Source organism: Sphingobacterium alkalisoli (genome assembly GCF_005049105.1).
GTDB classification, from domain to species: Bacteria; Bacteroidota; Bacteroidia; order Sphingobacteriales; family Sphingobacteriaceae; genus Sphingobacterium; species Sphingobacterium alkalisoli.
Window position 1 is genome coordinate 183,089 of record NZ_SUKA01000009.1, and the last position, 25,274, is coordinate 208,362.

Sequence of the window (25,274 nt, forward strand, 5' to 3'; positions counted from 1 at the left end):
TGTTTACTTATTTGTTAAAAGGCATGATGTATTGTGATGATTTGTTGGCGACCAGTACCTTGTTCATGTCATGTTTCATGGTCACTACACCACTGGCAGTATCGTATGTAAAATCGTCCAGTCCTCTATTGAGCGGAATAAATGACGGGATAATCGCTTTGGTATGCTCCATAGTCACCTTTTTATTGTTCAGCTGTTCGCGTTGGGAAACCGGAAACCGCATCCCCAGATCCGTCATACGACGCCCCTCCGCGATAAAGATCTCCTGACGAAGTAAATAAATGTGGTACAAGGCGTCGTCTTCCGTCACAATCTCATCAATATCGTCTACCGTGATATGGGTACCTGAAACACTGTACGCAGGGATAGTACCTTTGGAGCGATCCATTACTAAGCCTGATTTCAAAGGGCTTTCGCTGTCAAATTTCACCTGTACCGCCGTGATAGCATAATCCTTTCGATTACCACCATTTCGGGTATCGTTCTTATCGTTGAGCTGCACGACGGGTCTTTTGCTTACGGTGTTGATCAATAAATCTTTAAGTGTTTGCTTAGCGGTAGCGACATCGCGGCTAGCTACCTGGGCTTCAGCTAAGATCAGGTATGCTTCCTCGGCTTTTGCAATGGCAATCGGCTTCTCATCGTTGAAAATAGCTGCCGTCTGATGGAAATATTTCGGATCCAAAAAATCCAATCGCGGCAGCGGTGCGAACGAATTTGTCGTCGAAGAAAAAATAGCACTCTGAAAATTATTTGAAGGCCCACTCTGCGTGCCGTATCTCACCTGTCGCAGCAATAACGGAGCGGATAACACTTGCCGTGCAAAGGCGGAAGCCTCTTGTACATTACCCAAGCGGTGGTGACAGCGGGCTAGCAGCAAGGTGCAGGCATCTTTATCTACAGCTTCGGTATAAAGCGCTGACGCCTCACTCAGCGTAGCAATGGCCGCCTGCAAAAGCTGTTCTGGGCTCTTTACCTCACCCAACGCGGCGGTAGGCATACCCACATAAAGATCCGCCGCAAGCAGGTGTGCATAAGCTTTAAAAAACAACAGTTCCGCTCGGCTTTTAGACACATCCCCTTCCGCTGCAGGGATCAAGGTATTTAACCCATATTCGCTCATCTCCATGAGCCTGTGTATAGACGCCTGTATATTGGCCACATCCTGATCAAAATAGTTTATTTCCGGGTTGTCGAACACCTTACTACTCTGTGTGTAATTATTAAAATAATTGTCAGACACCAGTTCGGTGAATTCCACCACAGTTCCAACCGTAAGACTTGCTTGCCGATTAACACCTTTTAGCCAGATTTCGAGCGACTGAAAGCTTGGAATAAACCGCTCCTCCGTTACATACGGATTGGTTACCTCGAACACTTCACAGGAGCTCAGTAAAAGCGAGGCACTTGCGATGGTATATAGGGATTTTTTAAATAGTTTCATACGTATTCTTATTTAGAAAGACATTTTTAAAGACATGAGAAATTGACGGGGTGCCGAGTAGGTTGCGTACGAGACACCGCCCGTGGTCGCTCTACCCTGACCTTGCGCACTACCGCTGATTGTGGCTTCCGGATCGAAGGAGGACGATGCAAAGTTGAATGGATTCATTACCGTGGCACTAATCAGCACGTTTTTGGCGAAGGAGCGCGTGGTATTAGCTGGCAGCGCGTAGCTGGCGCCGACTGTTCTGATTTTAATGTAATCGGTTTTCTCTACAAACATATTTGTAAATTGTAACCAGCGGAGACGTCCATTGTCCGAATTAATTTCGCTCAGTGGTATACCCTCATCCCCTGCACCATAGTTGAACCGGAACTGGCTATCCCAGTTATTTGCGTAAGCACCTTGTTGATAATCCGCATTGACAAACACATTCAATTCTTTCCATTGATAATTTACCCCCATGCTACCAAATAAATTAGGGATGGTGGTACCCAAATTTTGGAGTGGGATACTTGTCAACTTACCATCTTCGCCGAATTCACCGTAGCTACCTCTGATAAACCCGATAGGATAGCCTTCTTGTACCACAGTCTGAATGGTACGCTCGCTGAAGCCTGCGATATTAAACGGTGCCTGTCCTTTAGAAGACAATACTTTATTGTATAGTGTATTTACTGCAAAATTCAAACGAAGGGACGTTTTATCATTTTGCATCGCGACAACCTGCGTAGCGAACTCTAGCCCTCTGTTTAATATAGTACCCACATTCCTGAGTGCTGGATTTTCTGCTGTTGAGGGTGGTGCCGGCACGTTGAAAAGTGCATCACGAGTTATAGCATGGTACATGCCCGCAGAGACCGTCAGGCGATCTTTCCAAAACCCGAGATCAAGCCCCGCTTCAAACGTCGTCGTTTTTTCAGGCCGTAGATCCACACCCGGCATACCAAATGTTGCGGCCTGATCTCCTAAATAACCAGAAAAATTTATCGTCCGTAAATTTTGAAAAGGAGGCGGAAAATTTCCAGCTAAACCGTAATTCCCGCGCAACTTTGCAGAAGGAATAAAAGACAGGTTGTCGGTCCACCACTGCTCTACAGAAGGTATATACGAGAATCCCACTTTTGGATAATACTGTACACCGATATCATCGCCGAACGCACTATTACCATCACCACGAAGTCCTAAATCTAAAAACATTTTGTTCTGCCAGCCCAGATTCGTTTGCACGTAAACACCATAATTAACAACTTCGAGTAAAGCATCATTACTACTTGTCAAGATCGCATCGGAAAGGTTTCGTGCACCATCCCGAACATTCGTCCCGTTGTACGCAACCTGTCTATCTTCATTGCGGAACAACTGGCTTCCAACCGTCGTTACCGCAGAGAAGTCGCCAATTTCGGCTTTGTGCTGTGCATTTAGCTCCAGGGTTATGCCCCAATATTTTCGTTCGCCGTTGTTGATACTTCCGCGATCCGTGGTAAGATTTCCGGTGGTATGGGTCAGGTATTCGTTGGTTGTGATGGACTGGTTGCGCACCACACGATAATCGATACCCCCTACAGCCTTCACATTCAGGTTTTGCATCGGTCGGTATTGGAAACTTTGAGACGTCTGAAAACGGTTCACAACAATCTCATTATCCTGAAGACGCTCCGCTTTGTGCACATACTCTTTCATTTTCGCAAAATCTTCCGCAGAAAGATCGTCGATCCTTGGATTGAAGCGAGGCGTTGGTCCTGTCACAGCAGAAGCCCCACTCTCTACGTACCACAGCCCGGTGTATCCACCTTGGTTCCCATTACGGTTACGCTTGTAAGCATTGTTTACAAAGGTAAAAGTGCTCTCATACGACACCTTGTCGTGTAGGTCTGCTTTAAAACCCGACCGTAGATCGATCCGCTTGTTTTGATTTTGTTTAAAGAGCTGTACACCGGAGCTATTTAAATAGGAGCCCGTAACACTGTATCCAACTTTACCACTATTACCATTTACGGCTACATTATAGCGCTGAAATAAGCCAGGCTCGAAAAGCAATTCCTTTGTCCGATCGAAGTGCAAGAAATCGGTGGTGGCTCGCTCCGCGCCGATTGTAGCTTCGGCAGACACACTCGTACGATCTGCTCCACCTTTTTTTGTAAAGATCTGAATAACTCCATTAGCGGCATCCGACCCGTACAACGTAGTCGCGGCACCACCATTTACATATTCCACACGCTCGATGTTATCAATGGGAATATCGGCCAAGGCGCTTACACCAGATCCTTGTGCGCTCCCCCCTCCGATCGCTGACGCGGTATTCAGATTATCCATACGCACACCATCGACATAGATCACTGGCGTAGAGTTTACAAATGCCGATATGACACCGCGCGCGCGGATGATTGAAGTAGCTCCCGACTGGCCTCCAGTTAGCCTAATCTGCGCATTAGGCAGCTTAGACTGGAGCAGCTGATCAAAACGAGTGGCTGGAACTTTTTCCAGTTCGGCACCGCTGATGCTCGTTATGTTTGTAGACAATCGTCGTTTGTTGATGTCTAGTCCCTGTCCAGTGACTACGATTTCGTCAAGACCAAAATGATCCTGTTCCAGTAAGATGGAAAGTGGCTGATTTAACTCGGCTGAAGAGATCGACTTATCTTTCGTTTTATAGCCCATATAACTAATGCGTAAAACTGCGTTATCAGGGCTATGAAGTGTTAATCTAAAAGCACCTTCGAATGTTGTCTGTACGGAACGATTACTTCTTACAAGAGCCACTGTGGCCCCCGGAATAGGTTTGCCCGTTAACGCATCGTTAACGGTACCCTTCAACATAATTTCTTGTTGTGTACTCGATTTCGTATCCGATACGTTTGTCGCAATTTTATGCAGCACAATCATATCGCCTTTAATTTGGTAACCGACACCGGTTCCCGACAACAAATCCGTCATAGTCTGCTGTAGCGGTTCTACCACGTTATAGGGTTTCGCTACTTTGCCGACAAGGATCTGCTTGTCGTATACCAAGCGTTTGCCAGCGTGTGTGGCTACGTGTTCCAGTGACGACAACAGGGTGCCCCTATGTTGCTGAGTGGACAAAATCCCAGCGGAAGTCACGATCTTGCTATGCGCTGTAGCCCCGTCCCATAGGCAGAGACCAGCCAGCGCCAATAAGTAAATTTTCATTTGTTAATTAATAATAAAGTGTGTATTCATATACGTGTTAATACCTATTCGACTTCCGGACCTATAGATTGCGCGCAATCCGATAATCGTCTAAGGAGTTTTTAGTGTTAAGGGATCGATGATTTTAGCATGATCGTATTCCCATTTTTTATCTGCTGTGTACCCGTTGCCAGGCATATCATATCCAAAATTTCATCAAGAGGTTGGTCGGATTGAAATTCCCCGGAAAACTTATGTGTCCTTTCTAACCCTTTTTCGATTGTAAGGACAACACCATAACGTTCGGCAATGATTTCAGCAATCTGTTCCAGGTTATTATCTTTGAAGGATAACATCATGGAATCGTCAGATTCCTGATCTACCCATCCTATCTGATCCTTATCCAACGCATAAGTAAGGCTATCATTTGCCCCTAACGTATACGTTTCACTTGCGTTCTTTGGTTTGCTTACGCGTACTTTTCCGCTCTTTACCCAAATCGACCAAGCAGCATCTTCTATAGATGTCCGAATGATAAAGGATGTACCCAATACTTCAGTTTGCATCCCGCTTCCTGCCACCCGAAATGGTCGTTCGGGGTTTCTATGTACCTGAAAAAATGCTTCACCTTCCACTAGTCTGACTTTTCGATCTGCTGACTTTTCGAAATCATCGGCAACGATAAGTTGTGTATTTTCCTGTAGGGTCACCACCGATCCATCTACCAATTCGACTGTTTTAGACTCCCCTTTACCCGTAGCGACGGTATGGGTGCCACTGTCGATATCGCGGACCGCGAAAAATCCGATTACGATGAGTGCTACAGCCGCCCCTAAAGCTGGCCATAGTATAATCCGCTTCGTCATCGGCCTTGCACCGTTTGTTATGTGTTGATTCTCGATACCAGCCCATATCGCATTCTTTATGTCATGAAGATCAGTAGGTGTGTGAGGTATCGGCAGTTTTTCGACCGACGAAAGCCAGCTATCCAAGGCCTTTTTCTCAATGGCACTAGTGGTACCGTCTAAATAATTTTTTATGATCTCTTTGATCCGTTTAATGTGCATACACGTCTTCGTCTTTATAAGTATGTCTATAAAAGTGATACACAGGACTAGTGAAGTGTGTTATGAAATAATTAAGTATATATTAAATCGCGCTAGTACGGGTTAGGATCCCGTGCCCAGGAGTATCAATAGCGATACATACGCCATGTCGCTAAGTTGAATACGCAATTTCTTTCGCGCGGCCGCTAAGTGATTTTTAACCGTATCTTCCGAAATATTTAGCCGCTCAGCGATTTCTGCTACACTCAAGGCATCCTTTGCTTTGAGTTGAATAACGGCCTGCATACGTTCTGGAAGTTTTTCAATCTGCAATTCAATTTCCGCCTCCAGGTCTTTCAGGATAAGGGGATCAACAAACTTCTGAAAGCTATTCTCAATTAACTTCTCTAATGGCACGTTACGCTCTTGCTCCTCAAGACGCTTTGTAAGCTTTGTTAGCGATTTATACCGCACCGATGTAAACAGATATGCCTCCAAAGACGTTTGTATGTCAATATCACATCGGCGATTCCAAAGGCTGATAAATACCTCCTGTACCGCATCTTGTGCATCATCATCGTTGCGTAGTAAATTAAATGAAGATTGAAAAAGGGGAGCCCAGAAATGATTGAATAATTTCTTAAACGCTTCATCCGCATGTGTAGTGCGTAATTGAAGTACATCTACCTCATTCCAATATTTTTTTGTGACGCTTGAACCAATTTGCTTATTCATCGTGCCCAAAATTACATGTTGGAACGTTAAGTCTTCATTAAGGTATTATAAGACTTCGATTAACTCATTTATGCCTTTGGATGTACTTCGCTTTCCATATACTATGAAAAGGAAAATCATATCGATACCCATTGTTATCCACAAGAAAATCTTCGATAAAGAAAATAACTCTTAAAAAAAAGAGCAACTTTTCCTAAGTTTGAATTGCTTCACAAAAAACGAATTATTGTATCTTCGAATTGATGAATTATGATTAAAATAATATCTGTTACCTGCTTTTTGTGTCTTACCGCTGCATCATACGCACAGCAGTTTAAAACGGAAAAAAGAGCACGTGATTATGGCATTGAGATCGGCGTAATGTCTCCAGGTAAATGGAATGCTATCACCGATGTACCTGGTGTTCAGGTTGGTCATCTTACGCGACAAGAGGGGGATTCTGTACATACCGGCGTTACTGCCATTTTGCCCTATAAAGGCAACATGTTCCAACATAAAGTACCAGCAGGCATCTTCATCGGAAACGGATTTGGAAAATTATCCGGTATCAGTCAGATAAATGAATTGGGCAATATAGAAACACCTATCATACTCACCAATACCCTTAATGTCGGAAGAGCCATAGAAGCAGTCGTTGAGTATACACTTTCGCAACCCGGCAATGAACGGGTACAATCGGTCAACGCGATTGTTGGTGAGACCAACGATGGCGAACTGAACGATATCAGAAGTATGCACGTCTCAAAAGAGAATGTACTGAACGCTATACATTCGGCGACCTCGGGTCCGGTACAAGAGGGTAATGTTGGCGCCGGGACAGGAACAGTATGTTTCGGTTTCAAAGGTGGCATTGGCACAGCTTCCCGCGTGTTACCTCCGTCTTTAGGCGGATATACTGTCGGCGTGCTTGTACAAACCAATTACGGCGGTATTTTACAGATCAACGGAGCGCCTGTAGGTCGGGAACTACAGCAGTTTTCTTTCCGCAACAAATTGCTTAACAATGTAGATGGATCGTGTATGGTCGTGATTGCCACAGATGCGCCGCTCAGCGACCGAAATCTCGAGCGACTGGCCAAAAGAGCATTTATTGGATTAGGAAAAACCGGCGGTATAGTGTCCAACGGCAGTGGTGAGTATTTCATTGCGTTTTCGACGCATGATTCGGTCCGCGTCGCATACGACACACCGTCGTCAATACTACATCAGCCGTCTTTACATAACGATTATATGTCGCCTCTATTCATGGCGGTTATCGAAGCCGTGGAAGAGGCCATCATCAATTCATTATTTGCAGCAAAGACCGTTAAAGGTTTCCGCGCAACTATTCCGGCACTGCCGCTAAATAAGGTGCTACCAATTTTAAAAAAGTACAATGCATTATCTCAACCCAATTAAATAAATTCAAATGATCCAATCCTTGCATGTTATTATTAACGGGCAGCTTATTCCAGAAAAAGAAGCGAGCTTAGGTATTGATGACTTATCTATAGTTAGAGGATACGGCATCTTTGATTACTTCAAAACCGTAGCCAATCGACCCGTTTTTCTGGAAGATAACCTCGATCGCTTTTTTCACTCGGCTAAATTAATGGATCTGCCTGTCCACTATACCCGAGATGAACTAAGAATACAGATACGGACCCTTATGGAAGCTAATAAAATCCCTGAATCTGGCATCAAATTACTCCTAACAGGTGGTTATAGTAAAGATGGATATAGTATTGCGACCCCCAACCTCATCATCACACAACAGCCATTGCAACGCAATATACGACAGGAACAACAGGGTATCAAGCTCATTACGTACAACTATCACCGACCGTTCGGAACGGTCAAATCAATAGACTATGCGGTCGGTATCCTTGGGCTAAAAAAAGCTAAGGCCGCTGGAGCCGACGAAGTGCTTTATGCACAAAACGGGTTACTTTCAGAATGTCCACGCGCTAATATTTTTCTCATTACCAAGACGGGCAAACTGCTCACGCCCGGCAAAGATGTGCTGGCTGGTATTACGAGGAAGTATATTATCGAGATCGCAAAAGAACATTTAGATGTTGAAATCAGAGATGTTACACTAGAAGACATGAAAAATGCTGCTGAAGCGTTCATTAGCAGTACGACAAAAAACATCACCCCTATTTTATCCATTGACGATACGGTCTACGGTTCCAATCCCGGTCCATTAACTATACAGTTGCAGCACATGTTAGAACCGATTGTATTTGGAAGCAAAGAGAAGCTCATAACTGAAATATAATGTAGATCCGTGAATATTTCGTGCGAGCCAATTTTGGGCAGTCCTCCTGTGGAATTGCAACTTTAAAGTGGAGACAAATGTAGAAAGTCCAAATGATAAAAAACGCACTACCTGCGTAGTGCGTTCCGAATGTGGCTAACGCCTATGTTATTTTTAGCTACTTCCTTTTACGCTGTAGAATCCGCGTTAGCAAATAGCTCACCAGCGTACCGACGACCGCTAGGATCACCGTCTGCAAGAGGTTGTGCCAGGGAATCAAACCCATGATACTGCAGCAGCTGCCGCCGAATACCGGAAACCAACTACCGCCATGGCTATTCATCACGTCCCTCCGTTTCCGCAGCCGTGTTCGGCCGCACAATATCCGATTGTGCAAAGTGAGCTGCCTGATCAGGTACTACACTTGCGTCATCATCAAGGTTCACTTCCGCAGGCGGATGGGCGCCCCCCGTTGAGGCCGCTACGTCGCTATCTTGCTCTTTCTCCTTCTGGGTTTGGGTTTCCGATTCCGCCTTCCCGTTTTCCAGAACCGATTCGATGACACCCAAGCCCACGGCAACGTATTTTAAAATATTCAGTGCCTTACCCGGCAGCTTGATTGGAGCCAGCAGTACGACCTGTAATGCCCGGCTGATTTTGTTTATAATGCTTTTCATTTAGATTTGAGATGTTAGACGTTAGATATTAGACTTTAGATGTGAGATAGACTTTAGATGTGAGATATTAGATTTGAGACTGCGTCATCGCGAACCTGAGGTATAAGGGTGACGCGATCTTATTTTGCAAAAGACAAAAGATTGCCGCGTCGCTATGCTCCTCGCAAAGACGAGAATAATAGTTCTAACCCCTAGTTACTAGTCACCAATCACTAGTCACCAATCACTGGTCACTAACCCCTAACCTCCAAATAAACTTCTGCTCCCATGTCCCACAGGCTGTACACCAGTGCTTTTAGCTCTTTGAGGGCTTTTACGCTTTCATCGCCTGTACCTTCACCTGTAAGGGTCGTAACCGGCGCAATGCACCCGCGTAGTTCCCGTTCGGCGTTGTTCGCGGCATGGATCAGGATCGCTTCGCGTCCCTGCACAAATGGAATTCCAATCTGCTCTCCATTTTTGGGATAGACCCTTTTTTCCAGCCTGTAGCGTCCTTCCGGGATACAGCTTTTGTTTGGCGTATTGTCCTGCCAGGGCAGTTCTATCGTGTGGCAGATCGGTTCCCCTAGAAAATAGATCGTGCCATTAGTTCCCCGCTCCCCGTATTTCCGTCGGAGATGGAGGGTTATCGTTGTGTTCATAGTATTTATGATTTTGTATTTCGGATTTGCGTATTTGCCTATCTCCTTATTTGCGGAGATGTGAGATGTGAGATTTGAGAACCGGAAACAGAAATCCGATTCCTGTTTCCGGCTACTCGATTCCTAGTCTCCAGCTCCTCGAAGATTGCCACGTCGTTCCTCCTCGCAAAGACGAGAACAACAGGTCTAACCCCTAGTCACCTATTACTAGTCACCAATCACTAATCCCTAGTTACTAACTCCATTACGGAATATCAACTTCGACAATAGACATCGCGTTGTACGATCCATTGTTTAATGGATAAAACGCACCGTTTACTTCTTGGAAGAGGCCTATTCCAACCAGCACGTAGGCCGCACTGCCGGGGTCAAAGGCAGTCGTCAGTTGCAGGGTCTCCTCCACATGCTCACCGATTAATGGGATATAGGCCGAGCGCTCCACCACTGGCTTCGGCGGTACTTCCTGCATCGTCAGTTCGGCAGCGACCAGCACTACCTGCATATGTGTCGCTCCATTCAATAGCGTCACATCATTTTGGGGGTTGAACTGTGGGATTACCAACGACACCGTCTCCGCATCACGGTCGATCACAGGTTCCAGGTCTTCAGCCAATATCATCTTCAGGCTGCTGCCGATATTGAGTTCAAAACCCTTCAACATGTCGGCATTCTCCGGCAGGAAAACACGCTCACCACGGAGGTTTACCGGGTCAGCTTTCTGGATACGGTGCACCAGGGAAGTGAGCCTATTGCGCATCGACTTATCGGAGAAGTAGCGCAGGAGATTGTTCAACTGCAAGCGAAGCGATTTCGCCATTTTGTTTGCAGATCCAAATTCCGCATTGTTTTCACGGGTACGCTGAAAATTGGGATCGGAAGCGATACGGGATTTGTCGACGCCGCCTTTCATACGTACCTCATACCCTCTACTGCGGTGTTTGCTGAAGGAAAGATCGCCGACCTTTCCCCGCATTTTTACTAAACTTTCTTGTTTTGCCATAATAAATTTGTTTTAAATTATAATCCAAAAGTGCATAGCCAAGAATTAGCCGCTGTCCACAATGTCCGCAGATGTCTTAATTTTCCACATTTGTCCGGGCACCGTCTACTCGTGTCTCAAAAAGGTCAAAAATGTCCAAAATGTCCTAAAATGGTAAAGATTGGTTAGCTCAACTATACCGTTTACTTACTGTAGACTTACTAAAACCCTATCATTTACTTACCAAAGACTTACTACAGACATACTAAAAACATACGAAAGCCCTACGAAGAAGCCACGGTAACTTTACCACTGCTTCCATCGCAATCCTACACAACTCCAAGACAAAACCAACAAAACTCCAGGGCGAGTCTAGCAGCTTGGAGTATATAAAGCATAGGTGTACCGTATCATTTTATCGGCATGTGCTATTGGCATTATAGTATAAAAATGGTATATTGGGAAGTGTAATTAACTTTCTCCTGAAAAGGGTGGTAGCGCTACACACTACTTGAAGGTATCTTGCTTAATGGGGGAAATAATGCTAACCGATATTTCCATTACCATGAAAAACCCTAGACTGTGCATCACTGCGCAAGATATCAGTGCCATATTAAATATTACGCCACGGCAGGCAAGCCGCAAGTTACAAGAGGTCCGAGATGCGTATGGCAAGCAATATCATCAGTACCTTACCTTCGCCGAATTTGCAGCGTACACCGATCTCCCCTTAGACGAGCTTTATAAACGCTGCCATCCGTAGTAGGTGATCGTTAAAAATATGTATTCGTCTTTTCATTTTGTCATCCTGACGTAAGGAATAACCTAAAGTCAGGATGACTGAAAAGCGACCTCTTTAGACGTCCTCATCAAATTAGATCCCATTATGCTGTACTGGGTCTTTGTAGGAGTAGATCATTGCGCAACTCCTCATAGCGCTCCGCAGATATCACGATAGGTTCGCTTCCTTCCAACATCAATGATACGGCATATTTTTTTGCCGACAGTCGCTTGATATCTGCGATTTCAAAACGGTTAACCAGCGGCCCACGGCCCAATCGGATAAACAGGTAGGGAAACTTCTTTTCCAGTTCTGCCAGTGACTCCTTATTTGCTACGACCACATCCGTTCCATCGCGCAGCAGCATGTGTACATATTTATATTCTTTATCCAGGTCACTTAGATAGAACTGTACAACCCGTGATGGATGAACGGGATGCTCCAAATCGGGCGAAAACAGTTTTTTTTGCATGTCCTGCCACAGCTGTAAGCCATCCCCGACCTGCTTGGTCAGCACCTCCAGTTTCTTTTCCCATTGCCTATTATTTTCCCCCATTTGCCTGTGTAATTCCACGCTTTTGGCATCTGATGTACTGAGATTCTGGCGTAATTCCACTTCACGCAAAGATGAGTTTTCAAGCTGCTGAGTCAAGGTGTCGATCGTATGCTTGTTGCGCTTGTTCTCTTCGCGCCAATACAAAGCATAATGGTATATATTGACACAGATTACACAGCACATCATCACCACAAAATCGCGTTCCAGATAGGCCGAGTTCCATAGATCTATATCTAAAAAATACCAATACACCAAACACACGGTTTGAAAAGCGATAAAGCCAAGGGTCAGTATGCCGAGTCCAATCTGATATAAGGTCCTTGATGTCTCATGCTGTATCCAGTCCATTTCCCGATCGAGCCTCAATGATAAGTGCCCCATGAGCAAGAACAGCAAAAACATCAATACAATCGTCATCAATAATGTAGAAAAATGATCCATCGAAGTAAAGCTATCCAAAAGCGATCCTTCGGTCGTATAAAATGTAATGATAAAAGCAGATAACCCAGTCTGTATTGCTAATCGAGATGGCAGACCGTAAGACGAGCGAAATATTCCGGCAAATAAATTTCTCATGTTTAGTATTAGTTTTTGTTGATAATCGACAAACTACAAAAAACATTAAATGTTTCAAAGAAATTTGCTGAATATTTTTTTCCTCGCTTTCTAACTTGCAACTTCTATAAGTCGTAAATTCCGTTTCATGGAATTTGGCGTCATTTCACCGATTTAAAAACCGTCTTTAAACGCTTAAAACACATATTCTAATCCGTTTCACGGAAAATCACGAACATTTCACGGAAAACCCATCTCTAAAATTTGTTATTTTTTTGAAGGCTACTTTACCTTTGTTGTATCCTGGCCGGGGAACTATCGGAGCTTGCGAAGCCCCAATTAATCATTTATAAATAATAAATCAATGAAAGAATATTATTTCGACGCCGATGGCGTACAACAATGGCAGAACGACCTATACGCCTCAAGCCTACAGGCTCAACAGGCAGAGTATAATTTTATCGCCGCTAATTTCCCTTATTGGATCATCATGCGGTTTGGTTTAAGCGATGACCAGATAGACTACCTCAATCGTTTAGACGACTGCTTCATTATCGATGTGCAATGGAAGATCCTCTTTGCGATCGACCACCACCTGCCGATTAGACTAGAAAAGGAAACAGATGCAGAGACCACTATAAAAGTAGCCGAGAGCGAAGATTCTATTAAGGTAACTGAGGTCAAAAACCGCGCTACGCAAACAGCAGAACAGCCCGCCGATGATGACGAGGAGTCCAGTGGAGAGGTTAGCAGCTGTAGCTACTCTACCGAAGGTGAAGTGGTAATCCGAATTTACTACCGCAAGGTATAAACAAAAACAAAAAGCGTCTATGGCACCATACCTTCAGCCATAGGCGCTTTATCTTCCATTTGCCATGATGACCACACTATTACCCCTAGAAAACGCCATAGATCAGCACCTCCGCAACGATGGATCAGCCGCAGCACCAACCTTGGAAACTTTCACCACGCTATGTCAGCAGGTGCTCGTTGATATGTCCGTGGTGTACAAACAATATATGAGCAAAGCAGTGCTGGACCAGTCGACCAACCAAGCGCACCTGATACTGACACACCTCAGCGATAAATTATCAGATACACCTGCTGCATCCAATCATATGCGGGTCTTGCAGACACTAATCAACCAATTTGAACAGTACTATGGCCAGCATATAAAAGCCGAAAATCCTATCGCTCACTACCAGTCGCAGCAGTTGCAGGCCTTGGTAGCAAAGCGGCTGCCCGACATCACTACGCAGTTGAAAAGAAAAGCCGTACCCATCCCCTACCTCGATGAGTTAGTCTATGCGATGGCCTCACTTTTCCAGCCCGGCAAGCTACCCGAGTTGCAGCACTATCACCGCAGCTACATTACAAGGTTGCTCGATGCCCTGGAACATATGGCCAACGACCAGCGGGATAAGCCCTGGCCCGAACGCTTTATCTCGCTTTTGGTTAATATCGATTTCAATTACATGGGCTTTTATAACCGCTGGGCAGACCTACAAAATGCGCAATTGGATATTGCCTTAACTCAGGGGAATGTAGCCGCCATATTGATGCAGATGGATATAAAGCTTGCCTGGTACCGTACCAAAACGCAACTTGCATACGATCCGTACAACAGGTCGCTGCTTCATTACATGCAGGAATACTTACGTTTCAAAAAGAAAGAGATTAAGCTTAGCACGGAAAGCCAAGCATCAAGTGCCTACGCGTTTATTCCGCTCCAGCTTAATGGCAACCAGGCGAAGCTCTTTTTTCATGCCTGCTACGCCGTCGGCTTATATGATGCCTCCAGTAAAGAAGAAGCCGCGAAATTTGTCGCCCAGCATATACGGACCGATTTCGGTACCGTCCTCAGTCCGCACAGCCTGCGTAAGTACGACAAGGATAAGCTAGCGCCCCATGCCGATTTTGTTATTCGGAAACTCAAAGCAATGACCAAGTACCTCGAAGACGATTTCAGGTAGGTTTAGTAGTGGGTTAGGGTTTAGAGATTAGGGGTTGGGGAGTTAGTTAGCATCGTTAGACGACATCGGAGCAATGAAGCTCCACGCGATTTTTCAAAGCGGGACAAGGATTAAGGAACATTGATTTCTGAAAGTCGGTGAATTCTAAATGTTCCTGTTGTCCGCTTAAAACGGTGGGCAAAAAATACCCACCGTAAATGATTGTCGGAACGGAAAGCAAAATGTAACCGCTTATTTTTCTTGCTTCGTTTGTCATAACTATTAGTGTTTAAAGGTTGTTGGTGCTTTGTCCAATTTACTTTTAATAAAAATCAAAGCGGTTTCTTCGTTCTTCATAAACGGAATTTCTTTGCCGTCTTTTTCTTTGATGAGTTCAACGGTTTCGGTCAACACACCTTCTTCGTAGTTATAGTTTTGCGTAATTCTAAACTTGCTATACGGCATAAACTTACTTGCATTTGGAACATACATTGTCAAAACGGATTTACGAAATTCGGTGTCGCTTGCTCCTGTTCCGTTACCCAATGATGAGTTGATAGTCGCTTGCACTTTTCCCTCAATCAGATTTTTGTAGGCAACTTCAAAATACATTGTTTGGTCTCTGTCGCCCGCTTTACCGTCATAGTCGGGGTGAATACGGTGTAGTGATTTAACGGATTTCCAATGATTGTCGTAGCGTTTTTGAACAACGTCAAATTGGTAATCGTAACTTTCGGCTCTTAGCCATTGTCCATTTTCGTAGCGATATGCCTTGCTGATACCATTCCAAATAATCGTGTAAGTATCGTCCAACTCAACCGAACGACTAAGCGGAACTGTTATTTGTTTTGAAGTGCTGCAACTCGTCAAAAGCATAAAAGCTATTGCGGTGGCGGAAAAAATTACCTTTTTCATTTTGAAACTCTTTTTTTAGTGAAACATTAAATTTTACACTGCAAAAGTCTCAAAGGCAAATGAGGAAGAAATTGACAAATGTTACAATCGTTATTTACCTGCAACTTTTTTTCTCAAACGGCTTAAACTTTCCCGTTCCAAGCCTAAGTAGGAAGCGATATGATATAGAGGTATTCTGTCAAAAATTTGAGTTTGATTTTTAAGCAAGTCAAGGTAACGTTGTTCACCGTCTAAGAACAAAAAGCTCTCAACTCGTTGGGTGGTCAGTTTATAAGATTGTTCTGCTATCATCCTTCCAAAACGTTCCCAATTTTGCGATTGATTGTAGGCATTTTGTAAAGCGGATAAATTAAAGGTAACAATTTCGGTGTCTTCCAATGCCTGAATGAAATATCGGCTTGGCTTACTTTGCAAAAAACTGTCATAGTCTGTTACAAATTCATTTTCAAACGCAAAATTCGTATTGATTTCTTTTCCGTCAGAAAGGTAGTAAGTTCGGAAACAGCCTTTATTTATAAACCCGATTTTCTGACAGATTTTTCCTTCGCTTAAAAAATATTCTTTCGCTTTACAGTTTTTGGTTTTCAGGTAAGGTTCAAACAATGAGCAATCCTTTTCTGTTAGAAAGGAAACTTGTGTAAGCCAATTTTTAAATATTTTAAATTCGTCCATTGTCTTGTGTTCGTTGGTCTGTCGGCGTGTCGTCTAAGGTTGCCCATAACTCAAAAATTGACGCAATGCGTATTTTGTATTGTTAGGGTTATTTATTTGTTAATGATACAGCAAATGTATGAAATATCTAAAATCCAACGTCAATATAACAGTGTTCTTTTGCTTCTTAAAAGCCTTTATTACAACCGTTTTACCTGTTTTTAATCTTTGATGTATATTTACTGAAAATTTATTTTAAAAAACTAGGGGACTCCCCCCAGCTCCCCCCTTAAGCCGCTACCGATTAGGCGCCAAAAACAGTCCTCATACCACCAAAAACCCAAATATCAATAAGAATCCAGATACACCTCAAAATAGCCTAAATTTCCCCCTACGCCAAGGTGTACCCCTCCCCATTTCTCAGAAACGGCGTTACACCTCTAAAATCTGTCCCCCCGCATCCCCACTTTCATGCTCTACCTTTGATTTATCAAACACAATAAAAGGCAAATCTGCGGATTAACAAATTCGCACATCAGCAACAACGCATATGAGAACACGACAATACATAGTACAAGCAATCACCGTAGCCTTACTCCTACTGTGGATCCCCGTAGCTATCGATAAATTAATAAATTTTCAACAGTTTAAATACGGAATCCTTCAGCAACCATTAAGCTATACCATTGCTTGGATAGTTATCTACACCTTGCCTGTTTTAGAAATTTCGATAGTCATGTTGCTGGTGATACAGAATCTCCGTCATTCAGCGAAACGAAGTAACGTGGGAATCTGGAGATTTCATTTAACAAATCCCTTTCTCCTATCGTCCTTGTTGATGGCAGCCTTTACCGCTTATGTCGGATTGGCTCTTTTAGGCGCATGGGGCAAGGTACCCTGTGCATGCGGATCGGTGATCAGCGGGATGAGCTGGATGCAGCACTTTTGGTTTAACTTACTCTTTCTAACCATCAGCATTACAGGCGTTATACTTCATAAAAAATCGCGCTCCTGTCATCCTGAGTACAACGAAGGATCTCAAGATATAACAGCGTCTTTAGAAAAGACAAACATAAAGCCCGATAGGCCTCAAAGAGAATAGCACAACTATTTACAGCGGAACTTGGATTCTAGGTTAGTCCGGGCAAAGGGTTTGTCGCCAAAAGACTTTTCAGACTATCCCGAGCGCTTGCCTCGGCACCGTACAGAAAATGGGCAAGCGCAGGATAGGAAGGATCTAGGGAACACAGCTGTTCCCTACCAAAAACAGTAAAAACAAATAAACACAAGCAAAATGCTTAAAACACTCAAAAAAAATGCAATGGCCTTAGCAGCTATGGCGATTGCAGCAACAAGTTTAACGATGATGTCGTTTGAAACTTCGGCGGTACAAACATCGTACTTCTACGAGTACACATCTAATTCCACCAATCAGAGTGATATCGAAGATATCAATAACTACCAGCGGTCGGAAGCAAGTTGTGAACCAGGGGAGCACGTATGTGGGGTAAATTTGCCCACCAATACAGGAAATGGCAATGCGCCAGCTCCGACAGAATTCGATGCTGTAAAAAGCCAACTTTGGGCAGCTGAGCAAGCGGGTTCAACCACTAATCCTCAAATTTCAATGAAGGAATAAGTGTAGTGCAAGACCGCCCTCCCATCAATCGAAGGGAGGGCGATCTTGTTTTAAGGATTTTGCTCTATCCCACTGAACAGTATGGATTCCCGAAGAATTTTAAACACGTATCGCTCACCATTTGGCTCAAGTGCTAACATATCATCATCATCAAGTTTTCTTTTCAGCGTTTTTTTAAATCTATTTTCCTGATTCAAGCGTTTCAAATCCGACCATCGTAAACAACGAAAAAGTAACTCCTTTCTCCTTTCTAAAAGAATAACATGCAAGAGCTCATCTTTGTCTAAACCAGTTAACTCGACAAACCTATCTTTTTGCCAACGGTGTTTCAGTAGGGTATTCAAATCGACAAGCGCCTTGTCAATGTCTCCTGCACGCGCGTTGCATTCAGCTCTGATCAAGAACATTTCGTCGGTGGCAAGTCCGACAAATTGAATTGCAGCACTAGCACCCGAATAATGCCCTTTGAACCCCTTTGTACCATCCGCATTATGTATGAAAAATGCCTTCAATCGCAAGTCGTCCATATCATAGGTTTGAACCAGCAAGGTATCAACCCGGCCCCGCGCACGATTAAGCAGATTAGAGACCGATGCCTGCACATCAAGGATCACTTCATCGTTCCGCACTTTAAAAGGTATAATTTGTGCGGTGTTTAGCGCGTTGTAATCCACCAACGTTGATTGAATACGCAGACATGAATCCGCATACAGACCTGCTTTCGCATAGCTACCCATAGCCAGGTGGATCCGCGCAAGTAAGCCATATCCTGCAGCCTTGTTTGGTTGAAATTTGTTTGACAATCCTTCGTCTAATGAAGGAATAGCCGCTTCAATATCTTTTATAATAAAATCATAGGTTTCTTTTACACTTGCACGTTGCGGCACCTTGTTGATATCAGCGGTTCGTTTTAAAGGGATACCTAAGTCTGTCTGAGCCGACCCTGCCATATACGGTTTACAAAACAGATCTGCTAGCGCATAATGATAGAATGCACGCCAAAACAGGGCCATCGCGTATAGTTTCTTCTTTTTTTCTAAATCAGCTGTTTTAACGTGGTCTAATGTCTCAAGGATTATATTCGCTGAGAATATGGCTGAGTACGGGAAAGACCAGAATGGGCCGACGTCATCGTTCGGTTCCCATCGGTAAGTTCTTCGCTCCCGCTCAGATGCACCATTTAAATGCTGAACACTGACGAAAAAGTTGTCCGACGCAATCTCGGAAGCGTAGGGATATACGGCATTGAATTTACCATAATCTTTTAGCAGTAGTTCGACATCCTCCGTTGAAGAGGGTGAGGCAATCTTAGCCGAGCTTTTTTCGTCGAGAAATGTCTCGCAGGAAGAAAGCGCCCTTGTTGAAATGGCTAGCAATATTATAATATAGAATTTCATGATCATAAGTTTAGTTGGATACCTAGTGAAAAATTGATAGGTCGGCGAAATCCGATCGAGTTTTCTGGATCGACGTTGAAAGTATTTGCTTTCCATAGCATAACATTCATGTTATCGACGAACGCATGGCATGAAAGCGAGCGAATTAAAGAGATCCCTGTAGCATGCACCTGATATTGCAGCCGCAGTTCGTTTAGTCGGATATGGTCAGCCTTTTGCACATTTATGTCTGCATATCTATAAAAATTATCTCGACGCGAATTAGCAGGGTATTGGATGGAGGGAACATTTGTGTGAACTTCGTCTCCAGATTCTCTCCATCGGTTTACGTACTCTAAATTCCCGTTCGATTCCCCATACTGAAACAGTGTGCCATAATTCAGCGCCTGCTTTCGAAAATAATGTCCGAACTTATAGTTAAGTCCGGCTAGCAGACTCCAGTTTTTCCATCGGAATGTGTTCCTCCACGATCCGAAAAACGGCGGAAGAGAAGGACCGTGCAATATTTGATCTTCGATCGTGTTTAATTGCATTGCAATATAGTCTTCGCTTACCTCATCGTTGAGGTAACCCCTTGGGTTTCCGTTCTCAGGGTTCAGACCTGCCCAGCGATAACTGGCTATGAGATAGGGATTATATCCTTCTACGGGAAAGATACCCTGTCCTGATGAGACCAGACCATCCAGTGAGGGGGGATCAAGATTCTGTGTGACTTTGAAATCAGCATAACTGAATAGAAGCATACTGCTCCAGTTAAAACGTCTTTCGATTAGAGAAGCCGATAGGCTAATATCAAGCCCACTCCCCACGATAGCCGCCGAATTCTTTGGCTGTATCGACATTCCGACGATCGGATCCAGCTTCGTGGAATTGAAAAGATCTGTAGACTTCTTCTTGTAGTATTCAATGTTACCTTTTAATCTGTTTGCGGAAAATGCTTCGAAATCAAGCCCTACGTTCGTAGTTCTAACAGTTTCCCACCGCAACGATGGATTGGGCCCCATAAACACGGTTGCAAAATTCTCATTGACAGGGCTCCATGCCCCGCCATAATAGTTGATCTGTGTAAGTGCTGTAGCATTTAACGGGATATTCCCGCTATATCCGTAAGTTGCTCTAAGTGATAATTTCTTTATTGCGGAAAATTCAAAAAAATCTTCCTTTGACAGATGCCATAATCCACCAACCGACCAAAGCGGATTCCACTTTTGATTTGTCGATACACCAAACAGGTTCGAAGCATCCCTACGCACGCTTCCTGTCACAGTATATCTATTGCTATATGTATATGCTCCATTTCCGTACAATGAAATGAACCTATTTACATATCTGTTAAGATTTGCTCCGAAGGGGATGTAATTCCAGCCGAATAGGTTGTTGAAACTAGCATATTGCGTAGTAGGGTCTATATTGGTAAATGTGAGTTTATCCTTATCATAACCATACAATATGCTCGTTGCGGACTCATTTTTGAGATCCCTTGCTTCCGATCCGATAATTGCATTTACCTCATGCCTTCCAAAGCTTCGATGGAAATCAATCTGTGCTCTTATATTATATGAAGAACTGGTATTTTCAGAAGATTCCCGAATAGCGCCCCGTGGTATGTGATTTTCGACATCACCTGAAGTAATTTGCGTAAACCTGTTATTGAGGTTTCGTGTATAGTAGCTGTCCTGATGATTCAAATGATTAGATTCACCATTTCCAAACTGCTTTTGAAATTTTATCTTACCGGTAAATCCATATTTCCAGCTATAATCCATTCCCCAATTAATGATAATATCATTCGAACGAGTCACCTTATCAGATAAAGCCAGTTCTTGAAGCGGGCGATACTTCCAATCCAAAAGCTGCCCGCCCCCAGCCGTGTCCGTAAAAAGGCTGCGATAATAGATATCAAGTGGTAATGCATCCCCCGATGGCGTCGCCAGTTGGCTATACCCCGAAATGCCCCTGAAGTCGCCATATCCACCAGGACTGTTGTTGGTATTGTTTTGAAAAGCCATCCATATCCCCACCTGCATATTAAGCTTATCAGTAAATTGGATTGTATTATTGGACCGCAAATTAAATCGCTGATTCGCATCTCCTATCCGATGTTCTAGATTCTTATCAAACCCAGCAGATAACACAAAACTTAAGCGGTCACGGCTGCCCGACATAGTGGCTGCGTATTGCTGATTTGCTACCCGTCGGTAGAGGTAGTTTTGCATATCATGCCTAAAATCTTCTCGTTTTAAAGCGTCGAGACGCTCTTCGAGTGCATTGTCCGATAGATAACCCAATCGGTTCTCTTCCATAAGCTCTGCTACTAAAGGGATAGAGGGGCTACTTAACATAGAAAACCGAGCCGTATAATATCCTTTTTCATACAGCATCCTTTCCATCTCTACATATTCGGGCGTAGGCAAATGGTTTGAGGTGAATAGGTCGGGGCGTGGCGAGACAGTCATATTGGAGATCACGCTGGTCGATAAACGCTGTCCCACCCTAGCTGTTTTGCTTTTGATTACAATAACACCATTGCCTGCGCGCGCTCCCCAGATCGATGCGGCGGCGGCGTCTCTTAAGATAGAGATAGATTCAATATCATTAGGATTGAGAGCATCCAGGTCCCCTTCAAACGGAAAATTATCCAGAATGACCAAAGGCTTCATTGATTCCGACCCGAGAGAAGAAAGTCCCCTGATCTGTACCGTGGGATTATCCGGATTCAAATTATTTGTTAATAGCCCATTTGTTAATCCATCCAACCTGCTCATCACGTTCGAGCCAATTCGTTGGTTCCAAAGCGAACTGTCAATGAAGGCATACGATCCGGTTGCCCGCTCTTTCGGTATACTCTGAAATCCGGATTCAATAACCACCTCCTCTATAACATTGTTAGATCGCCGCAACTCCATCATCAGGGGGAGCGCCGTAGTATCATTGACAGGATGTCGAACTTCTTCATAATCGATACCAGAAAATATCAGGGTATCAGAAGGATAGCGGAGCAAAAGATAAAATGCTCCTGTACTATCCGATTGCGATCTCGTAAGACTTCTGGAGAATCTCATATTTATACCCTCAATTGTCTTTCCGGATTTTTCATCAATTACCTCTCCCCAAATCCTTTTGACACCGGTCTGTGCGTTACTATTAATCGCGGACACACATAGGAAAAAGAAACATAGTACCGCAGTCAGTAGTTTAGTTGCCATAACGATCACCTCCTTCTTTCAGCAACAGCTGTTGTAACCGTCCACGGTTTAGTTCCTTTTTTCCAGTAATAGCAAGTACCTCGCCTTTCTCATTTAACCAGATCAAACGAGGGTATACTTTTGGCTGAAAGTATTTGGTTATTATTTTATCATTATATATACTTGGGACTGCGAAACTGCCCGTTACCCCTCGACCTTGCTGCTCCATGATATACAGAATACGTAAGCGGTCATCTTTACTTGACGCTGGATTCACTAGAAGAATTTGTAGATCATCCCTAAAAACATTTTGGATGCTGTCTAATGAAGGAAAAGAATTTATGCAACTGCTGCACCAGCTACTCCAAAAATCCAGTATAATAAGCTTCTTATCGCGGTAGTCGTTGAGTGTGATGGTATCCTTACCATCGGGATGGTTTACGACCTGTAATGGCAGGTTCCACAGCGCCTCGGGGATAGTATCCCCGATCTGGAGCGGTTTGATTACAGCTAACCCATTGGCGGCAGCCTGCTCTCCAGCAGACTGCGCCTGGGCCTCACTAAACAACACGATGAAACATATCATTCCTATTAAAGAAAGGTTATACCGCCTCCTCCTGCTGCTACCCTCATCACTACGAGGAGCGGAGTGACGCGATAATCTCTCAGACAATTCTTCTGTAGCAACGTCATCGCGTTGCGCGCAGCGCTGTAGCGATCTTTTTGTTGTAATTATTGCAGCGCGTATCGTTCGCAACAGCGCATAGCTTTCCCCTTTGCGTAATTTTCGCATTCTTTTGGTTTGTTGTGTAAAGGCGGTGCCTTTACAGTTTTCAATAAATTAATTCCTAAAAAAGATCCTATTGGGCGCTACTCACGGGGGTGTTCACGTAGGTCAATAATACTTCCAGGCGCAGGATCGGGTGGTTTCTGTCCGGTTACTCTGGAGATTTGATGATGTTTTTAAATAACTTTTTTCTCATTGTTTCTGTTTATTTGTGTATATAATTTATTCCAAAAACCGACCCTTCTATACCTTTAGCTGTGCGATGATTTGCATAACCGCGAAAAAGACGCTACTTTTATTGTTGCGAAATAATAAATTGTATGGGTCCTTCTGTGCTATTATGCCATCCATACAGCATTGGTATATATGGAAGGATCGGTATCGAATGAAAACGAGCGACCAAGGCATTTCTTATTGCCGGAGAACCGCTTTGGTGCATCTGCTATTTTAGATAAGCAGACCTCGCTAACATCCGAATATCGTATACTATTTATTCGAGCGCATGGATAAGAGTACTATTGTCGCAAAGGCGACGGCAGAATTGCACTTCGCAGAAGTGTCGTTGTGTTTGAGGGGTTAGTACGGGTTTCCTTTTCATCGCATTATTCTTTAATGGTTAGTAAAAAAATAAAAGGAGTCTTTGGAAAATGGTGGGACGGCTACGAAAAAAAGCTTGGCTCCTACCTTCGACCGTCAATAAGCCACTAGCAAGGCTGAAACACGGTGTCCAGTAGGAGCCAAGCCCACTTTTGTAAAGATACAAAAAATGGGAGAATTAGCTCCTAAAGGCCTTGTGTTTCTAAAAATGCTAGTTTCTATTGACAAGACTCCAATCAGATAAACTGATTTACAATTCAAATATAACAGTTTACAATATTATATGAAAGATATTTTTCAAGAAAACAACCAAAACACTGAATACAAGACACTTAAATTAAAAGAATTTAGATCTTTTATCTATAGCGTAATAAAAGCAAAGTTTTCAAAAAAAACCGAACAGGAAGAAGAGAAAGATAAAATTCAAAACTTAATTTCTGAAAATGGAGGCGACTTTTTTGGAAAGATGTTTTACCTTGTTCTGAAAAGAAGTGGAGAAGATATTGACTTGACATGCGAAACCTTATTCTCCGATTACGTCTATCCTGGTTTAAGCAAGCCTCAAAAAGATCAAACCAAACTGGCAACATTCATTTCGGGTATTACGTTATCTGATGGAGAACTCGCCGAAGCTATCGGAACAAATCCAACGCATTTTAGCAGATCTAAAAATCACATGAACCATGAGGATCTTTTTGCATTCGAGGTCTATGCATTAGCTAAGATTTCCAATGTCAAACCCAGCCAACTGTTTAACTACTTTTACGGCGACGGGGAGCAGCCGTTAGTGGGGGTTTAAAAAACTAATCAGTATAAATAGCCAATTATGCTGCATTCTTATTTGCCATTTACCGATGCTAACACCGGAAGCATTTCGGTGTTTTGACGCGCCCACTACCAAGAATTTATCCGGCTAAAACAAAAAAAGAGGCTGTCTCAAAATGCGGTCTGGGAGTGTAAAACAAGTAATACCTTACTATATTATTTCATTTGTCATTCTTGCATCAGAAAAATACTCCATTTTCACTTCTGACAGCTCCTTTTTAATCATTATGGCTATATCTTTTCCTTCCTGATCAAGCTTCTTAATAAGATCTTCATTAATAAAGCCATTGTAATGTTCATTCTGATATTTTGATAACCATTCTTTCAACTTCTGCCTAAGTGGAAAACTTAAATCTAAGTCCTCAGGATATATAACCGCCTTCATGCTTCTCCCTAATTGGGTATTTCGGAGTAATGGTGCCATTGATTTCGGTCAAACCGTGCCACTTAAAAGATCATACAATTATATAAAAAAGTTATCGTTATTCCTGTTTCAATATTCCCTTTCTCATCGATTCACCTT

Annotated in this window: 24 protein-coding genes; 9 read left to right on the plus strand and 15 right to left on the minus strand. The window is 43.5% G+C overall.

What is annotated here, in order from left to right; genetic code table 11:
- Positions 1 to 7 precede the first annotated feature (7 nt).
- The 4 genes from FAZ19_RS24010 to FAZ19_RS21715 form a co-directional block, all read right to left on the minus strand.
- Positions 8 to 1,444, minus strand: coding sequence for a RagB/SusD family nutrient uptake outer membrane protein (locus tag FAZ19_RS24010; RefSeq protein WP_169305744.1), 1,437 nt, complete (start codon positions 1,442 to 1,444; stop codon positions 8 to 10).
- A gap of 12 nt (positions 1,445 to 1,456) precedes the next feature.
- Entirely contained in the window at positions 1,457 to 4,615 is a 3,159-nt protein-coding gene (locus tag FAZ19_RS21705) for a TonB-dependent receptor domain-containing protein (protein WP_136822866.1), read from the minus strand.
- Positions 4,616 to 4,722: 107 nt separating this feature from the next.
- Complete coding sequence (locus FAZ19_RS21710) at positions 4,723 to 5,661, minus strand: FecR family protein (protein WP_136822867.1); 939 nt, start codon at positions 5,659 to 5,661, stop codon at positions 4,723 to 4,725.
- A gap of 102 nt (positions 5,662 to 5,763) precedes the next feature.
- On the minus strand, positions 5,764 to 6,375 hold the full coding sequence (locus FAZ19_RS21715) for an RNA polymerase sigma factor (RefSeq protein ID WP_136822868.1): 612 nt from the start codon (positions 6,373 to 6,375) through the stop codon (positions 5,764 to 5,766).
- A 249-nt stretch (positions 6,376 to 6,624) separates the two neighbouring features.
- Between FAZ19_RS21715 and FAZ19_RS21720 the strand changes: the two genes are divergently transcribed.
- Both FAZ19_RS21720 and FAZ19_RS21725 read left to right on the plus strand, forming a co-directional pair.
- The gene (locus tag FAZ19_RS21720; RefSeq protein WP_136822869.1) at positions 6,625 to 7,773 is read left to right on the plus strand and encodes a P1 family peptidase; all 1,149 of its coding nucleotides are present in this window, start codon (positions 6,625 to 6,627) and stop codon (positions 7,771 to 7,773) included.
- Between the two features lie 10 nt (positions 7,774 to 7,783).
- Complete coding sequence (locus tag FAZ19_RS21725; RefSeq protein ID WP_136822870.1) at positions 7,784 to 8,635, plus strand: aminotransferase class IV; 852 nt, start codon at positions 7,784 to 7,786, stop codon at positions 8,633 to 8,635.
- Positions 8,636 to 8,949: 314 nt separating this feature from the next.
- Here FAZ19_RS21725 and FAZ19_RS21730 read toward each other — a convergent pair whose 3' ends face one another.
- The 3 genes from FAZ19_RS21730 to FAZ19_RS21740 all read right to left on the minus strand — a co-directional run bounded on the left by FAZ19_RS21730 (position 8,950) and on the right by FAZ19_RS21740 (position 10,932).
- On the minus strand, positions 8,950 to 9,291 hold the full coding sequence (locus FAZ19_RS21730; RefSeq protein WP_136822871.1) for a hypothetical protein: 342 nt from the start codon (positions 9,289 to 9,291) through the stop codon (positions 8,950 to 8,952).
- A 233-nt stretch (positions 9,292 to 9,524) separates the two neighbouring features.
- Positions 9,525 to 9,932 (minus strand): DUF5675 family protein, encoded by a 408-nt coding sequence (locus tag FAZ19_RS21735; protein WP_136822872.1) that lies wholly within the window; start codon positions 9,930 to 9,932, stop codon positions 9,525 to 9,527.
- A gap of 244 nt (positions 9,933 to 10,176) precedes the next feature.
- A complete protein-coding gene (locus FAZ19_RS21740) occupies positions 10,177 to 10,932 on the minus strand; it encodes a hypothetical protein (protein WP_136822873.1) in 756 nt (251 codons plus the stop codon).
- A 544-nt stretch (positions 10,933 to 11,476) separates the two neighbouring features.
- Between FAZ19_RS21740 and FAZ19_RS21745 the strand changes: the two genes are divergently transcribed.
- On the plus strand, positions 11,477 to 11,674 hold the full coding sequence (locus FAZ19_RS21745; protein ID WP_136822874.1) for a hypothetical protein: 198 nt from the start codon (positions 11,477 to 11,479) through the stop codon (positions 11,672 to 11,674).
- Between the two features lie 121 nt (positions 11,675 to 11,795).
- Here the strand turns inward: FAZ19_RS21745 and FAZ19_RS21750 are convergent, their stop codons facing one another.
- On the minus strand, positions 11,796 to 12,824 hold the full coding sequence (locus tag FAZ19_RS21750; protein ID WP_136822875.1) for a LytTR family transcriptional regulator DNA-binding domain-containing protein: 1,029 nt from the start codon (positions 12,822 to 12,824) through the stop codon (positions 11,796 to 11,798).
- A 343-nt stretch (positions 12,825 to 13,167) separates the two neighbouring features.
- On the opposite strand from FAZ19_RS21750, the gene FAZ19_RS21755 reads away from it, so the two are divergent.
- On the plus strand, positions 13,168 to 13,614 hold the full coding sequence (locus FAZ19_RS21755) for a hypothetical protein (protein WP_136822876.1): 447 nt from the start codon (positions 13,168 to 13,170) through the stop codon (positions 13,612 to 13,614).
- Positions 13,615 to 13,678: 64 nt separating this feature from the next.
- Positions 13,679 to 14,776: a hypothetical protein gene (locus FAZ19_RS21760; RefSeq protein ID WP_136822877.1), complete on the plus strand. Its 1,098-nt coding sequence runs from the start codon at positions 13,679 to 13,681 to the stop codon at positions 14,774 to 14,776.
- 55 nt (positions 14,777 to 14,831) lie between these two features.
- On the opposite strand, the gene FAZ19_RS21765 is transcribed toward FAZ19_RS21760, so the two are convergent.
- The 3 genes from FAZ19_RS21765 to FAZ19_RS21775 all read right to left on the minus strand — a co-directional run bounded on the left by FAZ19_RS21765 (position 14,832) and on the right by FAZ19_RS21775 (position 16,342).
- Positions 14,832 to 15,032: a hypothetical protein gene (locus FAZ19_RS21765; RefSeq protein WP_136822878.1), complete on the minus strand. Its 201-nt coding sequence runs from the start codon at positions 15,030 to 15,032 to the stop codon at positions 14,832 to 14,834.
- A gap of 5 nt (positions 15,033 to 15,037) precedes the next feature.
- A complete protein-coding gene (locus FAZ19_RS21770; RefSeq protein WP_136822879.1) occupies positions 15,038 to 15,670 on the minus strand; it encodes a hypothetical protein in 633 nt (210 codons plus the stop codon).
- A gap of 90 nt (positions 15,671 to 15,760) precedes the next feature.
- Entirely contained in the window at positions 15,761 to 16,342 is a 582-nt protein-coding gene (locus FAZ19_RS21775) for a Crp/Fnr family transcriptional regulator (RefSeq protein ID WP_136822880.1), read from the minus strand.
- 529 nt (positions 16,343 to 16,871) lie between these two features.
- On the opposite strand from FAZ19_RS21775, the gene FAZ19_RS21780 reads away from it, so the two are divergent.
- From FAZ19_RS21780 to FAZ19_RS21785, 3 genes are read left to right on the plus strand one after another with little or no spacing between them, the layout of a single operon-like run.
- Positions 16,872 to 17,423 carry a MauE/DoxX family redox-associated membrane protein gene (locus tag FAZ19_RS21780; protein ID WP_188876180.1) on the plus strand — a complete coding sequence of 184 codons (552 nt, stop codon included), beginning with the start codon at positions 16,872 to 16,874 and terminating at the stop codon, positions 17,421 to 17,423.
- A 21-nt stretch (positions 17,424 to 17,444) separates the two neighbouring features.
- Positions 17,445 to 17,594, plus strand: a complete 150-nt coding sequence (locus tag FAZ19_RS24015; RefSeq protein WP_169305745.1) for a hypothetical protein — start codon at positions 17,445 to 17,447, stop codon at positions 17,592 to 17,594.
- A 21-nt stretch (positions 17,595 to 17,615) separates the two neighbouring features.
- Positions 17,616 to 17,960, plus strand: a complete 345-nt coding sequence (locus FAZ19_RS21785; RefSeq protein WP_136822881.1) for a hypothetical protein — start codon at positions 17,616 to 17,618, stop codon at positions 17,958 to 17,960.
- A 50-nt stretch (positions 17,961 to 18,010) separates the two neighbouring features.
- On the opposite strand, the gene FAZ19_RS21790 is transcribed toward FAZ19_RS21785, so the two are convergent.
- Genes FAZ19_RS21790 through FAZ19_RS21800 form a run of 3 tightly spaced genes read right to left on the minus strand, consistent with a single transcriptional unit; the run spans position 18,011 to position 23,335 of the window.
- Positions 18,011 to 19,357: a RagB/SusD family nutrient uptake outer membrane protein gene (locus FAZ19_RS21790; protein ID WP_169305746.1), complete on the minus strand. Its 1,347-nt coding sequence runs from the start codon at positions 19,355 to 19,357 to the stop codon at positions 18,011 to 18,013.
- 2 nt (positions 19,358 to 19,359) lie between these two features.
- Entirely contained in the window at positions 19,360 to 22,563 is a 3,204-nt protein-coding gene (locus FAZ19_RS21795) for a SusC/RagA family TonB-linked outer membrane protein (protein ID WP_136822883.1), read from the minus strand.
- Positions 22,553 to 23,335 carry a TlpA family protein disulfide reductase gene (locus FAZ19_RS21800; protein ID WP_136822884.1) on the minus strand — a complete coding sequence of 261 codons (783 nt, stop codon included), beginning with the start codon at positions 23,333 to 23,335 and terminating at the stop codon, positions 22,553 to 22,555. The genes FAZ19_RS21795 and FAZ19_RS21800 overlap by 11 nt, the downstream gene beginning before the upstream one ends.
- A gap of 874 nt (positions 23,336 to 24,209) precedes the next feature.
- Between FAZ19_RS21800 and FAZ19_RS21805 the strand changes: the two genes are divergently transcribed.
- Complete coding sequence (locus FAZ19_RS21805; protein WP_136822885.1) at positions 24,210 to 24,725, plus strand: hypothetical protein; 516 nt, start codon at positions 24,210 to 24,212, stop codon at positions 24,723 to 24,725.
- 177 nt (positions 24,726 to 24,902) lie between these two features.
- Here FAZ19_RS21805 and FAZ19_RS21810 read toward each other — a convergent pair whose 3' ends face one another.
- Positions 24,903 to 25,175 carry a hypothetical protein gene (locus FAZ19_RS21810; protein WP_136822886.1) on the minus strand — a complete coding sequence of 91 codons (273 nt, stop codon included), beginning with the start codon at positions 25,173 to 25,175 and terminating at the stop codon, positions 24,903 to 24,905.
- Positions 25,176 to 25,274: the final 99 nt, after the last annotated feature.

Coding starts and splice junctions, on each gene's coding strand:
- FAZ19_RS24010 (WP_169305744.1), bottom strand. CDS start 1,444: ATGAAACTATTTAAAAAATCCCTATATACCATCGCAAGTGCCTCGCTT.
- FAZ19_RS21705 (WP_136822866.1), bottom strand. CDS start 4,615: ATGAAAATTTACTTATTGGCGCTGGCTGGTCTCTGCCTATGGGACGGG.
- FAZ19_RS21710 (WP_136822867.1), bottom strand. CDS start 5,661: ATGCACATTAAACGGATCAAAGAGATCATAAAAAATTATTTAGACGGT.
- FAZ19_RS21715 (WP_136822868.1), bottom strand. CDS start 6,375: ATGAATAAGCAAATTGGTTCAAGCGTCACAAAAAAATATTGGAATGAG.
- FAZ19_RS21720 (WP_136822869.1), top strand. CDS start 6,625: ATGATTAAAATAATATCTGTTACCTGCTTTTTGTGTCTTACCGCTGCA.
- FAZ19_RS21725 (WP_136822870.1), top strand. CDS start 7,784: ATGATCCAATCCTTGCATGTTATTATTAACGGGCAGCTTATTCCAGAA.
- FAZ19_RS21730 (WP_136822871.1), bottom strand. CDS start 9,291: ATGAAAAGCATTATAAACAAAATCAGCCGGGCATTACAGGTCGTACTG.
- FAZ19_RS21735 (WP_136822872.1), bottom strand. CDS start 9,932: ATGAACACAACGATAACCCTCCATCTCCGACGGAAATACGGGGAGCGG.
- FAZ19_RS21740 (WP_136822873.1), bottom strand. CDS start 10,932: ATGGCAAAACAAGAAAGTTTAGTAAAAATGCGGGGAAAGGTCGGCGAT.
- FAZ19_RS21745 (WP_136822874.1), top strand. CDS start 11,477: ATGAAAAACCCTAGACTGTGCATCACTGCGCAAGATATCAGTGCCATA.
- FAZ19_RS21750 (WP_136822875.1), bottom strand. CDS start 12,824: ATGAGAAATTTATTTGCCGGAATATTTCGCTCGTCTTACGGTCTGCCA.
- FAZ19_RS21755 (WP_136822876.1), top strand. CDS start 13,168: ATGAAAGAATATTATTTCGACGCCGATGGCGTACAACAATGGCAGAAC.
- FAZ19_RS21760 (WP_136822877.1), top strand. CDS start 13,679: ATGATGACCACACTATTACCCCTAGAAAACGCCATAGATCAGCACCTC.
- FAZ19_RS21765 (WP_136822878.1), bottom strand. CDS start 15,032: ATGACAAACGAAGCAAGAAAAATAAGCGGTTACATTTTGCTTTCCGTT.
- FAZ19_RS21770 (WP_136822879.1), bottom strand. CDS start 15,670: ATGAAAAAGGTAATTTTTTCCGCCACCGCAATAGCTTTTATGCTTTTG.
- FAZ19_RS21775 (WP_136822880.1), bottom strand. CDS start 16,342: ATGGACGAATTTAAAATATTTAAAAATTGGCTTACACAAGTTTCCTTT.
- FAZ19_RS21780 (WP_188876180.1), top strand. CDS start 16,872: ATGAGAACACGACAATACATAGTACAAGCAATCACCGTAGCCTTACTC.
- FAZ19_RS21785 (WP_136822881.1), top strand. CDS start 17,616: ATGCTTAAAACACTCAAAAAAAATGCAATGGCCTTAGCAGCTATGGCG.
- FAZ19_RS21790 (WP_169305746.1), bottom strand. CDS start 19,357: ATGAAATTCTATATTATAATATTGCTAGCCATTTCAACAAGGGCGCTT.
- FAZ19_RS21795 (WP_136822883.1), bottom strand. CDS start 22,563: ATGGCAACTAAACTACTGACTGCGGTACTATGTTTCTTTTTCCTATGT.
- FAZ19_RS21800 (WP_136822884.1), bottom strand. CDS start 23,335: ATGCGAAAATTACGCAAAGGGGAAAGCTATGCGCTGTTGCGAACGATA.
- FAZ19_RS21805 (WP_136822885.1), top strand. CDS start 24,210: ATGAAAGATATTTTTCAAGAAAACAACCAAAACACTGAATACAAGACA.
- FAZ19_RS21810 (WP_136822886.1), bottom strand. CDS start 25,175: ATGGCACCATTACTCCGAAATACCCAATTAGGGAGAAGCATGAAGGCG.